The organism is Turicibacter sp. KK003 (assembly GCF_037014675.1).
Taxonomy (GTDB): domain Bacteria; phylum Bacillota_I; class Bacilli_A; order MOL361; family Turicibacteraceae; genus Turicibacter; species Turicibacter faecis.
In genome coordinates, this window is the sequence record NZ_CP142738.1 from 2,435,001 (window position 1) to 2,450,000 (window position 15,000).

4 protein-coding genes, 17 tRNA genes, 4 rRNA genes and 1 CRISPR repeat array (2 of these 26 running past the window's edge) are annotated in these 15,000 nt (G+C 44.2%); all 25 genes read right to left on the reverse strand.

The features are described from left to right. Positions 1-1,143: direct repeats of the CRISPR family, unit length 36 nt; unit sequence GTTTTACAGTAGCTAAAATCTTAAGGGTACTAAAAC; it begins 1,461 nt to the left of the window's first position. Between the two features lie 51 nt (positions 1,144-1,194). Further along, entirely contained in the window at positions 1,195-2,247 is a 1,053-nt protein-coding gene (gene csn2-St / locus VXM77_RS11850) for a CRISPR-associated protein Csn2-St (protein ID WP_161832900.1), read from the reverse strand. Then, positions 2,244-2,552 carry a CRISPR-associated endonuclease Cas2 gene (cas2, locus tag VXM77_RS11855; RefSeq protein ID WP_237658998.1) on the reverse strand — a complete coding sequence of 103 codons (309 nt, stop codon included), beginning with the start codon at positions 2,550-2,552 and terminating at the stop codon, positions 2,244-2,246. The genes csn2-St and cas2 overlap by 4 nt, the downstream gene beginning before the upstream one ends. A gap of 11 nt (positions 2,553-2,563) precedes the next feature. After that, positions 2,564-3,466: a type II CRISPR-associated endonuclease Cas1 gene (cas1, locus tag VXM77_RS11860; RefSeq protein ID WP_262950721.1), complete on the reverse strand. Its 903-nt coding sequence runs from the start codon at positions 3,464-3,466 to the stop codon at positions 2,564-2,566. Positions 3,467-3,616: 150 nt separating this feature from the next. Continuing rightward, a complete protein-coding gene (gene cas9 / locus VXM77_RS11865; RefSeq protein ID WP_338506465.1) occupies positions 3,617-6,967 on the reverse strand; it encodes a type II CRISPR RNA-guided endonuclease Cas9 in 3,351 nt (1,116 codons plus the stop codon). Between the two features lie 169 nt (positions 6,968-7,136). Continuing rightward, positions 7,137-7,210, reverse strand: a tRNA-Gly gene (locus VXM77_RS11870). 128 nt (positions 7,211-7,338) lie between these two features. Beyond that, positions 7,339-7,447: ribosomal RNA gene (rrf, locus tag VXM77_RS11875) — 5S ribosomal RNA — on the reverse strand. Positions 7,448-7,620: 173 nt separating this feature from the next. Then, positions 7,621-10,514: ribosomal RNA gene (locus VXM77_RS11880) — 23S ribosomal RNA — on the reverse strand. A gap of 44 nt (positions 10,515-10,558) precedes the next feature. Then, a tRNA-Ala gene (locus tag VXM77_RS11885) sits at positions 10,559-10,634 on the reverse strand. A gap of 20 nt (positions 10,635-10,654) precedes the next feature. Then, a tRNA-Pro gene (locus tag VXM77_RS11890) sits at positions 10,655-10,731 on the reverse strand. Positions 10,732-10,738: 7 nt separating this feature from the next. After that, positions 10,739-10,815, reverse strand: a tRNA-Arg gene (locus tag VXM77_RS11895). An 8-nt stretch (positions 10,816-10,823) separates the two neighbouring features. Continuing rightward, positions 10,824-10,912 (reverse strand) — tRNA-Leu (locus VXM77_RS11900). Between the two features lie 41 nt (positions 10,913-10,953). Continuing rightward, positions 10,954-11,029, reverse strand: a tRNA-Lys gene (locus VXM77_RS11905). 5 nt (positions 11,030-11,034) lie between these two features. Then, positions 11,035-11,109: transfer RNA gene (locus VXM77_RS11910), tRNA-Gln, on the reverse strand. Between the two features lie 8 nt (positions 11,110-11,117). Further along, positions 11,118-11,202: transfer RNA gene (locus tag VXM77_RS11915), tRNA-Tyr, on the reverse strand. Between the two features lie 16 nt (positions 11,203-11,218). Beyond that, positions 11,219-11,294, reverse strand: a tRNA-Thr gene (locus VXM77_RS11920). A 12-nt stretch (positions 11,295-11,306) separates the two neighbouring features. Further along, a tRNA-Leu gene (locus tag VXM77_RS11925) sits at positions 11,307-11,395 on the reverse strand. Between the two features lie 15 nt (positions 11,396-11,410). Next, a tRNA-Cys gene (locus VXM77_RS11930) sits at positions 11,411-11,484 on the reverse strand. A 15-nt stretch (positions 11,485-11,499) separates the two neighbouring features. Further along, positions 11,500-11,575: transfer RNA gene (locus VXM77_RS11935), tRNA-His, on the reverse strand. A 2-nt stretch (positions 11,576-11,577) separates the two neighbouring features. Beyond that, positions 11,578-11,651, reverse strand: a tRNA-Trp gene (locus tag VXM77_RS11940). Between the two features lie 8 nt (positions 11,652-11,659). After that, positions 11,660-11,735 (reverse strand) — tRNA-Thr (locus VXM77_RS11945). A gap of 6 nt (positions 11,736-11,741) precedes the next feature. Beyond that, positions 11,742-11,817, reverse strand: a tRNA-Val gene (locus VXM77_RS11950). Between the two features lie 14 nt (positions 11,818-11,831). Further along, positions 11,832-11,908 (reverse strand) — tRNA-Glu (locus tag VXM77_RS11955). A 9-nt stretch (positions 11,909-11,917) separates the two neighbouring features. After that, positions 11,918-11,994 (reverse strand) — tRNA-Asn (locus VXM77_RS11960). Between the two features lie 12 nt (positions 11,995-12,006). Continuing rightward, positions 12,007-12,115: ribosomal RNA gene (gene rrf, locus VXM77_RS11965) — 5S ribosomal RNA — on the reverse strand. 57 nt (positions 12,116-12,172) lie between these two features. Then, positions 12,173-15,000: ribosomal RNA gene (locus tag VXM77_RS11970) — 23S ribosomal RNA — on the reverse strand; it runs 66 nt beyond the window's last position.

Genomic DNA, 15,000 nt, shown 5'->3' on the forward strand with positions numbered 1-15,000 from the left:
AGCTAAAATCTTAAGGGTACTAAAACGGAAAAAGTTCAGATTCAACAAGAAATTTTGTTTTACAGTAGCTAAAATCTTAAGGGTACTAAAACTCAGTGTAGGGAATTTCTACCCCGCAAATTGTTTTACAGTAGCTAAAATCTTAAGGGTACTAAAACTAAGACTTGTAATACTGCTCCGACTAATGGGTTTTACAGTAGCTAAAATCTTAAGGGTACTAAAACAATGATGCATACCTTTAGCTTCACTAAAACGTTTTACAGTAGCTAAAATCTTAAGGGTACTAAAACATGGTGGACGCCGAGCTTATGTCTCATCTCGTTTTACAGTAGCTAAAATCTTAAGGGTACTAAAACTTATGTTGCTATGCTTACTCATTTAGAAAGTTTTACAGTAGCTAAAATCTTAAGGGTACTAAAACTCACTTAATAGGAAACAATAAATATCTAAGTTTTACAGTAGCTAAAATCTTAAGGGTACTAAAACAAAAAAGTGGTGGGGGTCATTGATATTGGGTTTTACAGTAGCTAAAATCTTAAGGGTACTAAAACGTTGCCGTCGTTATCGACAAGTCTATGTTAGTTTTACAGTAGCTAAAATCTTAAGGGTACTAAAACTATTATGTTGGTATAAATAAATTAATAAAGTTTTACAGTAGCTAAAATCTTAAGGGTACTAAAACAGAAGAGAGAGAAAATAGGAGCAAGGATGGTTTTACAGTAGCTAAAATCTTAAGGGTACTAAAACATAGCTACCTATTTCTAATCCTACATCGTGTTTTACAGTAGCTAAAATCTTAAGGGTACTAAAACAAAAACATGAATAGCAAAAATTAAATAAAGTTTTACAGTAGCTAAAATCTTAAGGGTACTAAAACCTATTTGCGAGGGGTTAAATATCACGCTTAAGTTTTACAGTAGCTAAAATCTTAAGGGTACTAAAACACGAGGTTAAGCACCGCACCCCTTGACCAAGTTTTACAGTAGCTAAAATCTTAAGGGTACTAAAACAGATTTTGGTGTTTTAGCAAATCCAAGTTAGTTTTACAGTAGCTAAAATCTTAAGGGTACTAAAACTATATAACAGAAAACAAATTTAGGGGGAAAGGTTTTACAGTAGCTAAAATCTTAAGGGTACTAAAACCTCAAATTGATCGTCAAGGCTTTAGCACTTGATTAAATTATAACGTAGCCCTTAAAATTTATAAAGCTTTTCCCTTAAAAAATTCATTTCGAGTGGGGAGAGTTCATCAATTTCGTCAGAATGATACTGATAGAAACAAAATCCCTCATTTAATAAAATAAATACTACTAAATCCCGCTGGCGATGAACATGTCGAACTCCTTCTTTACTTAAAAGATATGGAATCACTCGTTTTAAGGTCAATAGTAACTCCTCTTCACGCCATTGGAATAAAGTAGGATAATGTCGTTCAATATACTCCAAAATACTTGTCCAATCATAGAAAGACTGGCACTCTTGATCCCCACAAATCAAAATAGCTTCTAAATCCTCCTTCTCAACTAAAAGATCGTCGGGTTCCCGCCCAATATTTACAATCATTAAGTCATAATCTTCACTTAATTGTTTCAGATTCTTTAATATACGGACAATCTCCTCAGAAGAAATTAATTGAGATAAATGTTCCAAGCAAATTAAATAACGGGTTGCCGTTCGTTCCAATAGAACGTTTAGAATCTTAAGAAATACCTCTAATAAATAATTAGTTTCCATAAATTCCGAACTATATACCCCGTAATGACTTAAATAGGCAATTAAATGTTGTTGAGTAAGTAGCGATAGCGTCATGGGTTTAATTTCAAATTCATAATCAAGTCCGTAATCTGCACATCGTCTCTGGTACTCAATAGCTACTCGCTCTAAGAGTTCATTTATTTGTGCAAGATAATCGGCAACCATGACCCCATCATTCACTTGCTCTAAAAAGGTCGCAAGTAGGGATCCCTTTCTTCCACTTAACTGGTACAACAAATCTTCACGTGAAGCAATTTTAATATAGTGATACTCACCCTTTTTAATGACTTTCTCATCGCAGTACCAAATGAGTTCTTGATTCCCCAATGACTCCGCCTCAAGTTCGTTATACCGATGACCGAGCACTGAAAATTCTAGCACCTGCTTTAAGTATACCTGAGCCTTTCGGTTACACCCGGTTAGTTGAATAAAATTCTCCCCTCTATGATCCACTCTTTCCATTAAGGGATGTTTAAACGAGTAATTTTTCATATGACGACCACCTTATTCGTTCCAATGACTGATTCTTGGTGATTTTTCACTCCGATTATCAACGCCATATCCTCAAATTGCTTTTCCGTGACCATTAATAGGCGAATATGTCCATGCTCAGGTGCTTCTTGATTAATAATCCGATAAAACTTTTTCGCGTGTTCGCGATTGGGACATGTCCTCACATAAACGGAATATTGTAACATCTCAAATCCATTCGAAATTAATAATTTACGAAATTGACGATACGCTCGCTTTTCAGTCGCCGTCTCCGTTGGTAAATCAAAAAAACATAATATTCTCATCACATCATACCTCATACTAATTCCTCAAATCCCAGCAAGCTTGGCTCCTGTAATCGTTCTAAGTTTTCATGCTCTAATACCGCAACAAAATCCATCACATACTTTTCAAGTACCACCTGTAGCGTATAATTTCCACCCTTATACTGACAACGCTTCGTCATCAATCCAATGAGCGCCTGCCGATGCTCGCTTTTAAAATAACGTTCATCTTTAAAATATTTATACACCATATAATCAACAAACGGTCGAAAAGGTTCGATTAAATCATCCACCAAATTAAAAGCATTATACTCACTTCGATGAAAAACCCCAAGCAATGGAGAGAGTCCATACCCTACCACCAATCGTGAAAGATGGGCACGAATAATCGAATACCCATAGTTTAAACATGCATTAATCGTATTGTCTTGTTGACGAGTGAAGTCTTTTCCGAACAGGGCGTTAAAATATACCTTCGCTGCATGTCCCTCACGATTCGTTCGATCATACGGTTTTACCTCTTGAACATATTGGTTCAGTCGTTCAATCGCTAAATCGTCTCGTTCAAATTCCACAAGGACCGCTAACTGATTACGAATTTTAAATGTAATCAATTGTTGCCAAATCAAATCTCTAAGTTCCTCTTTTAAAGCAATTTGACGGTGAATGAGCTTACTCGCCCGCACATGTCCCACCATCGTATTAAACATCCCACAGGGATGATGAGACTCATCGCACGTCACTAACGTAATATTATATTTACTTAAATGCGTTAACAACCTCGTCGATATCGATGTCCGTTGGCCATCGACCACAATCACCGAAAGATCCGCAAGAGGCAACGTATACTGCTTATTATTTTTATCCACGACCAAATTATCTAGTTTTAACTTTAAACACTCTCCATCCTCAATCAACACACTACGCCAACTCATACCAATACCCCCTATTTTATTTTTAAATACAAAAAAAAGCCCCCGAAGCGGGGGCTGATTTCGGCATAAAGCCTTATTTTAGTAGATCCTTAAGATTTTAGCTACTGTGCAAGCGTCCTTGCACTTTTATTATATAATAATTCACAAGGTTTAACAAGAAGATTTAAACGATAATTTTAACTTTTCTCGTTTAATAAAATACTGATACCCTAGTACATCCACCTCAATTTTATAAAAATCGTGAATTCCTTTTTTTAAGGTTTTCATTCCTAAAGCCTGTTTCTCATACTTAGACTTCTCAATTGGTTTAACCTCAATCATATTCGAATTACTCAAATTTCGTGACAAGAAACGATACTGATGCACTTGATCTTTTTCATCCGTCCATTGAAGTAAATTATTTTTATACAACGAGAAGCAGAACTCATAATTAGAATCCGTCGATTCCCCGTTAAGAATAGCTTCTAACTCTTCAACACTCAACAGAATTTTCTCCGACTTTAAAACCTGTTGATATTTTTGAAGAGATATCCCATACTCCCCACTTCCCTTTTGGTAAGACAAATCAGCATACTTTATCCCCGCGACCATATACCGATTTTCTTTCTTGTTGTAATAAATATCACTACGCCATGGATTTAATGATTGTAAAACAACCTTTCGATTTTTTTCATGTTCTTGCTTTAACTCAATATGAGTCCCTAGTTTCTTATCGAAATATTTAACACTTCTAATTTCTGGTCCATTTCCTTTTTTCGCATATTTTTGAAGCGGTCCATGCTCTTCACGATACATCGCAAATGGATTTTTCTCTTTTGAATATTGTCTTATCGCATCTTCTAGAATCGCAAAGGTTTGTGGATCATGATGGTACATTAAAAACTGTGTTTTATCTTTTTTATAACGATCCATAAAACGTTTCGCATCTGCGTCATCATAAATATTCTTAATCTTCGCCACCACATAGTGCTCTTTACTATCAGGATCTAGCACAAACTTCTTCTCACCTTTTGTTTCCTTCACTACCCCTTGGCGTGTCGAGTAAATAGTCGCATCCGCCACCTGACGATTAAACTTGCGATCTACCTTGTATGAATAACGACATTCGAGTGAAACCCGACGTAAACCGGTAAAGAACTTTTCAAATGGGGGTTGATACGCTAACTGATTATAACTATCTTCAATGATTTCCCCCGTCTCCTCATTCACCGTCACTGAATAATCATCCACACGAATATCCTCTTCCTTAAAGATGTCTTGTTTCTTCCACAGGCTGAGGTATGGAACGCATGCTACGGTTAGCGCATCAATCGCATGGTGCGAATGGCTTTCATCACGATCTTTTTTAATACCCCAATGCTTTCTTAATTGAGCCGTAAACTTTCCACGCACAACCCCAACCGTTGTATTCGGATAATTAACGGACATAAAGTCTTGTAACGTATTCAAAACAACGCGTGAAGCATAACGTGTATCTACCAGGTTACGATTAATAAACTGTCGGCGCACTTCGTACTTATTAATATCCTCCTCGAATAATAATAAATCCATTTTAGCCCGAGTCAACTTCCCTTTTCCATCATTGTACAATTTAACAATTTGGCTTTTATACTTGTCATAATTCCACTGCGAATTTTGTTTTCGTTTAAAATAACGGAATGGCGTTTGATTCCCTTTCCAACGATTTTCACTCGCATAACATAACACCTTATTATTTAAGCTATCGTCAAAGGAAATAGACTTAGGAATAATATGGTCAATATCAAACTGGTTCGGATTCATAATTAAATCCATCACTTTAATCGTTTTTCCACTATAGAGGCAACACTTTCCTTGCTCATACCATAAACGCAGCTTCGTATTTAAATCTTGATGATGACGATAAGCCTCTTCGCTAAAACCATATTCCTCTTGGGCCACTTTAATTGCGGTATCTTTGTGGGTCTTATTATCCTTTTTCGCTTGATCTAACCGTTTCTTTTCTTCCTTTTCATTAGCATCTCGTGGCATCTCAAGAACAATTTTATCTAACGCTCCATATTTTTTTAGCATCATATTGATGACCTTAATACTTTCACTAATCGAACTCCGAACAACTGGATTGTAAATCTCTTCGAGCAACATCTCTTTCTTAATATATTTCAGTCCCTTATAGAGATCCTTATTCGATTTAAACACACCCAACTCAGTGTATAACTGCATTTGATTCTTATGAGTTGACCATAGATCATCCATAATTTCATGCATCGCTTTTAACGATAAACTATGCCATTTAGAGAATAGCGTCCCATTCTTCTTTCTAAAATCGGCAATCGCATCGATAGCCTCATCACTTAATAACAGATTTAACTTCTTCACTTGCTCAACAATTTGTTTATATTCTGTACTCAACGTTAGCTGGACAGCGAGTTCATCAAAGTCAGCATCACTCCATGTGGTAATATCAACATTGACCTCTTTCATCTTATTTCTAAACTTTCGATAAGCTTCAAAAGTATGAAATTCTGGTTTATCTTTATTATCGACCCTAAATCCTTTAATATCTTCCTTAATACACCCTGTCACCTTCATGATAATCTTCATCATATTAACCGTTTTAGAAGACATGATTTGCTGATAAATACTGCGTTTTTGATCCTCTGTTAACTTTTCACCAGCAATAGACAAGTTGTTCATGTCATTGAGAAAATCAAATAACTGAGCTGTATAAGAAAATTTTGCTGCACGACGTTCATCAGGATACACTGTACACTTTCCAATTAAAATATCGAATAGGTTATCTAGTGTTTCTCCATTTTCACGATAAATTCCATAATCGGTACGTGACTTCTCATTTCCAGGTCCGACATAATAAAGGCGTTTATCTGTTAAAATTTTTATATACGATTCAACAAATTTTGTATCAATTTCCGGATAAAATTCACCTTGTTTCGAAAGAATCGCTCGCGCTTCCTTTTCATAAGCTGAGGTAGGGAAAATATTAACTAATAACTCGGGTTCACCCTCCTTAGTAAAAGTTTCAATAATCCCTCGAATTTGACCATACGTCTCATATCGAGCCATTTGAATTTGGCATGGATAGTACTCCTTCAACAACTCAACGTTATGACTTAACGAACTTCCATCCGCCTCATCTAGCTCAACATCCTCTAAATAGGAAATTCCACGATGTTTAGCCAAGTTATATAAAGCAGCGTACAACTCCTCACGACTTAGCTTCTCACTTAATCCTTTAACTCTTAAATGATACGGCGTCAGTGCCATAACATCACCACGGAAAAATCCGCTCTCTTCTAACAAATGCGCAATACGCGTTAATCGATGAACCTTCCGACGATTAAGACGTCGTGCCTGTCTTGAACCCCGACGCGTTTGATTATTCTCTGGATTAACAGAAGAAAAAAGTCGCACACCAGCTTCTAAAATAGTTCCATCCTCGATATCAATAAGCCCGTATCCAACCGAACCTATTCCTAAATCTAATCCTAATGAAAGTCCCATAGCCATCCTCCTATATCATTATTACCACAATAATATCATATAACATTTAAAAAAGCACATTTTTTCACATATTTAGAGTTTTTGTAATATAAAAAAACTAACCTAATAAAGGTTAGTCCATTAATATAAGATTAAAAAAAAACACCCCGAAGGATGTTAATTGGCTATTTGGAGCGGGTGAAGAGAATCGAACTCTCACAGTCAGCTTGGAAGGCTGAAGTTCTACCATTAAACTACACCCGCATTTAGTGTCTAGTACCGTTCGCATCTTCGAATAAAACTTATGCACACTCTCATGGCTTTCAGCCATTTCTGTGTTCGCTAAGTTTTATTCGAAGATAATCGCTCACTTGTACTTTTCTTTATTTATGGCCTAGCGACGTCCTACTCTCGCACTTGCGTACTACCCTCGGCGCTAAGGAGCTTAACTTCTGTGTTCGGTATGGGAACAGGTGTGCCCTCCTTGCCCTTATCACTAGACCTTCTGTCAGATTTCATCAATCTCACAAAACTAGATATCTTCTGCTTACTTCTTCTTGTCCGGCAACTCTCGCATCACAGTGGTAAAGTTCAATAACTGTTCATCACCTTCGTGATTCCTCAGTTCTTTTCACTTTCTGCCTGTGATAACCGCTCGTTTTTGCCTTTCCTATTTAGTTAAGTCCTCGATCGATTAGTATCAGTCCGCTTCATCTGTCACCAAACTTCCACTCCTGACCTATCTACCTCGTCGTCTTCAAGGGATCTTACTTCTTTCGAATGGGAAATCTCATCTTGAGGGGGGCTTCACGCTTAGATGCTTTCAGCGTTTATCCCTTCCACACGTAGCTACCCAGCTATGCTCCTGGCAGAACAACTGGTACACCAGCGGTGTGTCCATCCCGGTCCTCTCGTACTAAGGACAGCTCCTCTCAAATTTCCTACGCCCACGACGGATAGGGACCGAACTGTCTCACGACGTTCTGAACCCAGCTCGCGTACCGCTTTAATGGGCGAACAGCCCAACCCTTGGGACCGACTACAGCCCCAGGATGCGATGAGCCGACATCGAGGTGCCAAACCTCCCCGTCGATGTGAACTCTTGGGGGAGATCAGCCTGTTATCCCCGGGGTAGCTTTTATCCGTTGAGCGACGGCCCTTCCATTCGGTACCGCCGGATCACTAAGCCCGACTTTCGTCCCTGCTCGACTTGTTGGTCTCGCAGTCAAGCTCCCTTCTGCCTTTACACTCTTCGAATGATTTCCAACCATTCTGAGGGAACCTTTGGGCGCCTCCGTTACTCTTTGGGAGGCGACCGCCCCAGTCAAACTGCCCACCTGACACTGTCCCCTGACCAGCTCATGGCCACGGGTTAGAACCCCAGTAACACAAGGGTAGTATCCCAACAGCGACTCCTCCAAGACTGGCGTCCTGGTCTCTTCGTCTCCTACCTATCCTGTACATGTGTCACCAGTGCTCAATATCAAGCTACAGTAAAGCTCCACGGGGTCTTTCCGTCCTGTCGCGGGTAACCTGCATCTTCACAGGTACTATGATTTCACCGAGTCTCTTGTTGAGACAGCGCCCAGATCGTTACGCCTTTCGTGCGGGTCGGAACTTACCCGACAAGGAATTTCGCTACCTTAGGACCGTTATAGTTACGGCCGCCGTTTACTGGGGCTTCAATTCAAAGCTTCGCTTGCGCTAACCTCTCCTCTTAACCTTCCAGCACCGGGCAGGCGTCAGCCCCTATACATCACCTTGCGGTTTAGCAGAGACCTGTGTTTTTGATAAACAGTCGCCTGGGCCTTTTCACTGCGGCTTGCTTTCACAAGCACCCCTTCTCCCGAAGTTACGGGGTCATTTTGCCGAGTTCCTTAACAAGAGTTCTCTCGCTCATCTTAGGATTCTCTCCTCGCCTACCTGTGTCGGTTATCGGTACGGGCACCTAATAAATTATCCCTAGAAGCTTTTCTTGGAAGCGTGACATCAGCTGACTTCACCCTTTCGGGCTTTCGGCATCACAGCTCAATGTTTCGCCATGCGGATTTGCCTACATGACCACCTCACTGCTTACACGTGAATCCATTCACACGCTCAACTTAGCCTTCTCCGTCACTCCTTCAGTTTATTAAGTGGTACAGGAATCTCTACCTGTTGTCCATCGGCTACGCCTTTCGGCCTCACCTTAGGTCCCGACTTACCCAGGGCGGACGAGCCTTCCCCTGGAAACCTTAGGCTTTCGATGGATAGGATTCTCACCTATCTTTCGCTACTCACACCGGCATTCTCACTTCTAACCGCTCCACAGCTCCTTCCGGTACTGCTTCTGTGCTGTTAGAACGCTCTCCTACCACTGACACTTCGTGTCAATCCGCAGCTTCGGCGGTCCGTTTAGCCCCGGTACATTTTCGGCGCAGAGTCACTCGACTAGTGAGCTATTACGCACTCTTTAAAGGATGGCTGCTTCTAAGCCAACCTCCTAGTTGTCTGTGCATCTCCACATCCTTTTCCACTTAACGGACACTTGGGGGCCTTAGCTGGCGGTCTGGGCTCTTTCCCTTTTGACCATGGACCTTATCACCCACAGTCTGACTCCCGATCATATCTATCTGGCATTCGGAGTTTGATTGAGATCAGTACCCCGAGGTGGGGCCATCACCCATTCAGTGCTCTACCTCCAGTAGACTCTTATCGAGGCTAGCCCTAAAGCTATTTCGGAGAGAACCAGCTATATCCGTGTTCGATTGGAATTTCACCCCTAGCCACAAGTCATCCAAGCACTTTTCAACGTGCCCTGGTTCGGCCCTCCAGTCAGTGTTACCTGACCTTCAGCCTGCTCATGGCTAGCTCACACGGTTTCGGGTCTACAACATCGTACTCCTCGCCCTATTCAGACTCGCTTTCGCTTCGGCTCCGTCTCTTCAACTTAACCTTGCACGATATCGTAACTCGCCGGTTCATTCTACAAAAGGCACGCCATCACCCTTTAACGGGCTCTGACTAGTTGTAGGCACACGGTTTCAGGTTCTCTTTCACTCCCCTTCCGGGGTTCTTTTCACCTTTCCCTCACGGTACTGGTTCACTATCGGTCACTAGGTAGTATTTAGCCTTACGAGATGGTCCTCGTTGCTTCCGACGGGATTTCTCGTGTCCCGCCGTACTCAGGATCCCTTCCCTGCTTCACACAATTTCACCTACGGGACTCTCACCCCCTCCGGTTGGCCTTCCCAGACCATTCGGCTATCATGTTCAGTCATTTCTGAAGGTCCTTCTACCCCGGATTACTCCGGTTTGGGCTCCTCCCTGTTCGCTCGCCGCTACTTGGGGAATCGATGTTTCTTTCTTTTCCTCCAGGTACTTAGATGTTTCAGTTCCCTGGGTCTGTCTCCTCTATGGCTATTGATTCACCATACGGTGCTAGCGTATGACCACTAGCGGGTTTCCCCATTCGGATATCCCCGGCTCTTTGCTTACTTACAGCTCCCCGAGGCGTTTCGCCGTTTGTCGCGTCCTTCTTCGACTCCTAGTGCCTAGGCATCCTCCGTGCGCCCTTTATTACTTAACTTTTCTTCTTCAGAAGATATCTAGTTTTCAAAGATCAATTCTTTTTGGTGGAGACTAGGGGGATCGAACCCCTGACCTCCTGCGTGCAAGGCAGGCGCTCTCCCAGCTGAGCTAAGTCCCCATTCTCTTTTTATTTTTTAATGGTCGGGAAGACAGGATTCGAACCTGCGACCCCCTGGTCCCAAACCAGGTGCTCTACCAAGCTGAGCCACTTCCCGTTTTTTATGGCGCGCCCAAGAGGAGTCGAACCCCTAACCTTTTGATCCGTAGTCAAACGCTCTATCCAATTGAGCTATGGGCGCTATTTAGTTGGTGCCTAGGGCCGGAATCGAACCGGCACGGGTGTCACCACCCGCAGGATTTTAAGTCCTGTGCGTCTACCAGTTCCGCCACCCAGGCTTTTTATCTATGCTTTATGTGTTCTTTTTCAGTTAAAAAAATGGTGTCCTGCAGAGGACTCGAACCTCTGACCCTCTGATTAAAAGTCAGATGCTCTACCAACTGAGCTAGCAGGACATCATTGGCTGGGCTAGCTGGATTCGAACCAGCGCATGACGGAGTCAAAGTCCGTTGCCTTACCGCTTGGCTATAGCCCATTCTTAAGTGGTGGTGGGGGACGGATTCGAACCGCCGAACTCTCAGAGAGCGGATTTACAGTCCGCCGCGTTTAGCCACTTCGCTACCCCACCGTATTCTTTTATTATATGGTGCCGGAAGCAGGACTTGAACCCGCAACCTACTGATTACAAGTCAGTTGCTCTACCAATTGAGCTATTCCGGCTCTTTATTAAATTGGTGCCTAGGGCCGGAATCGAACCGGCACGGGTGTCACCACCCGCAGGATTTTAAGTCCTGTGCGTCTACCAGTTCCGCCACCCAGGCACATTACTATCTAATTGGAGGCGCCAATCGGATTTGAACCGATGATCAGGGAGTTGCAGTCCCACGCCTTACCACTTGGCTATGGCGCCTAATCATATAAGATATGGGGCGACTGATGGGAATCGAACCCACGAATGTCGGAGCCACAATCCGATGCGTTAACCACTTCGCCACAATCGCCATGGCAGGGGTGACAGGAATCGAACCCACACTAACGGTTTTGGAGACCGCTGTTCTACCGTTAAACTACACCCCTATTTATAATGGTGCCGGAAGCAGGACTTGAACCCGCAACCTACTGATTACAAGTCAGTTGCTCTACCAATTGAGCTATTCCGGCTCTTTATGGTGGAGGATGACGGGCTCGAACCGCCGACCCTCTGCTTGTAAGGCAGATGCTCTCCCAGCTGAGCTAATCCTCCACTTTTATTTTTAATGGTGACCCGTACGGGATTCGAACCCGTGTATGCATGCGTGAAAGGCATGTGTGTTAAACCGCTTCACCAACGGGCCATTTTTTAATGGCGCCCCAACTAGGACTCGAACCTAGGACCCCTTGATTAACAGTCAAGTGCTCTAACCAACTGAGCTATTGAGGCTTTTTATTTATGGCCTAGCGACGTCCTACTCTCGCACTTGCGTACTACCCTCGGCGCTAAGGAGCTTAACTTCTGTGTTCGGTATGGGAACAGGTGTGCCCTCCTTGCCCTTATCACTAGACCTTCTGTCAGATCTTATCAATCTCACAAAACTAGATATCTTCTGCTTACTTCCTTATTAGTTAAGTCCTCGATCGATTAGTATCAGTCCGCTTCATCTGTCACCAAACTTCCACTCCTGACCTATCTACCTCGTCGTCTTCAAGGGATCTTACTTCTTTCGAATGGGAAATCTCATCTTGAGGGGGGCTTCACGCTTAGATGCTTTCAGCGTTTATCCCTTCCACACGTAGCTACCCAGCTATGCTCCTGGCAGAACAACTGGTACACCAGCGGTGTGTCCATCCCGGTCCTCTCGTACTAAGGACAGCTCCTCTCAAATTTCCTACGCCCACGACGGATAGGGACCGAACTGTCTCACGACGTTCTGAACCCAGCTCGCGTACCGCTTTAATGGGCGAACAGCCCAACCCTTGGGACCGACTACAGCCCCAGGATGCGATGAGCCGACATCGAGGTGCCAAACCTCCCCGTCGATGTGAACTCTTGGGGGAGATCAGCCTGTTATCCCCGGGGTAGCTTTTATCCGTTGAGCGACGGCCCTTCCATTCGGTACCGCCGGATCACTAAGCCCGACTTTCGTCCCTGCTCGACTTGTTGGTCTCGCAGTCAAGCTCCCTTCTGCCTTTACACTCTTCGAATGATTTCCAACCATTCTGAGGGAACCTTTGGGCGCCTCCGTTACTCTTTGGGAGGCGACCGCCCCAGTCAAACTGCCCACCTGACACTGTCCCCTGACCAGCTCATGGCCACGGGTTAGAACCCCAGTAACACAAGGGTAGTATCCCAACAGCGACTCCTCCAAGACTGGCGTCCTGGTCTCTTCGTCTCCTACCTATCCTGTACATGTGTCACCAGTGCTCAATATCAAGCTACAGTAAAGCTCCACGGGGTCTTTCCGTCCTGTCGCGGGTAACCTGCATCTTCACAGGTACTATGATTTCACCGAGTCTCTTGTTGAGACAGCGCCCAGATCGTTACGCCTTTCGTGCGGGTCGGAACTTACCCGACAAGGAATTTCGCTACCTTAGGACCGTTATAGTTACGGCCGCCGTTTACTGGGGCTTCAATTCAAAGCTTCGCTTGCGCTAACCTCTCCTCTTAACCTTCCAGCACCGGGCAGGCGTCAGCCCCTATACATCACCTTGCGGTTTAGCAGAGACCTGTGTTTTTGATAAACAGTCGCCTGGGCCTTTTCACTGCGGCTTGCTTTCACAAGCACCCCTTCTCCCGAAGTTACGGGGTCATTTTGCCGAGTTCCTTAACAAGAGTTCTCTCGCTCATCTTAGGATTCTCTCCTCGCCTACCTGTGTCGGTTATCGGTACGGGCACCTAATAAATTATCCCTAGAAGCTTTTCTTGGAAGCGTGACATCAGCTGACTTCACCCTTTCGGGCTTTCGGCATCACAGCTCAATGTTTCGCCATGCGGATTTGCCTACATGACCACCTCACTGCTTACACGTGAATCCATTCACACGCTCAACTTAGCCTTCTCCGTCACTCCTTCAGTTTATTAAGTGGTACAGGAATCTCTACCTGTTGTCCATCGGCTACGCCTTTCGGCCTCACCTTAGGTCCCGACTTACCCAGGGCGGACGAGCCTTCCCCTGGAAACCTTAGGCTTTCGATGGATAGGATTCTCACCTATCTTTCGCTACTCACACCGGCATTCTCACTTCTAACCGCTCCACAGCTCCTTCCGGTACTGCTTCTGTGCTGTTAGAACGCTCTCCTACCACTGACACTTCGTGTCAATCCGCAGCTTCGGCGGTCCGTTTAGCCCCGGTACATTTTCGGCGCAGAGTCACTCGACTAGTGAGCTATTACGCACTCTTTAAAGGATGGCTGCTTCTAAGCCAACCTCCTAGTTGTCTGTGCATCTCCACATCCTTTTCCACTTAACGGACACTTGGGGGCCTTAGCTGGCGGTCTGGGCTCTTTCCCTTTTGACCATGGACCTTATCACCCACAGTCTGACTCCCGATCATATCTATCTGGCATTCGGAGTTTGATTGAGATCAGTACCCCGAGGTGGGGCCATCACCCATTCAGTGCTCTACCTCCAGTAGACTCTTATCGAGGCTAGCCCTAAAGCTATTTCGGAGAGAACCAGCTATATCCGTGTTCGATTGGAATTTCACCCCTAGCCACAAGTCATCCAAGCACTTTTCAACGTGCCCTGGTTCGGCCCTCCAGTCAGTGTTACCTGACCTTCAGCCTGCTCATGGCTAGCTCACACGGTTTCGGGTCTACAACATCGTACTCCTCGCCCTATTCAGACTCGCTTTCGCTTCGGCTCCGTCTCTTCAACTTAACCTTGCACGATATCGTAACTCGCCGGTTCATTCTACAAAAGGCACGCCATCACCCTTTAACGGGCTCTGACTAGTTGTAGGCACACGGTTTCAGGTTCTCTTTCACTCCCCTTCCGGGGTTCTTTTCACCTTTCCCTCACGGTACTGGTTCACTATCGGTCACTAGGTAGTATTTAGCCTTACGAGATGGTCCTCGTTGCTTCCGACGGGATTTCTCGTGTCCCGCCGTACTCAGGATCCCTTCCCTGCTTCACACAATTTCACCTACGGGACTCTCACCCCCTCCGGTTGGCCTTCCCAGACCATTCGGCTATCATGTTCAGTCATTTCTGAAGGTCCTTCTACCCCGGATTACTCCGGTTTGGGCTCCTCCCTGTTCGCTCGCCGCTACTTGGGGAATCGATGTTTCTTTCTTTTCCTCCAGGTACTTAGATGTTTCAGTTCCCTGGGTCTGTCTCCTCTATGGCTATTGATTCACCATACGGTGCTAGCGTATGACCACTAGCGGGTTTCCCCATTCGGATATCCCCGGCTCTTTGCTTACTTACAGCTCCCCGAGGCGTTTCGCC

Coding starts and splice junctions, on each gene's coding strand:
- cas9 (WP_338506465.1), bottom strand. CDS start 6,967: ATGGGACTTTCATTAGGATTAGATTTAGGAATAGGTTCGGTTGGATAC.
- cas1 (WP_262950721.1), bottom strand. CDS start 3,466: ATGAGTTGGCGTAGTGTGTTGATTGAGGATGGAGAGTGTTTAAAGTTA.
- csn2-St (WP_161832900.1), bottom strand. CDS start 2,247: ATGAAAAATTACTCGTTTAAACATCCCTTAATGGAAAGAGTGGATCAT.
- cas2 (WP_237658998.1), bottom strand. CDS start 2,552: ATGAGAATATTATGTTTTTTTGATTTACCAACGGAGACGGCGACTGAA.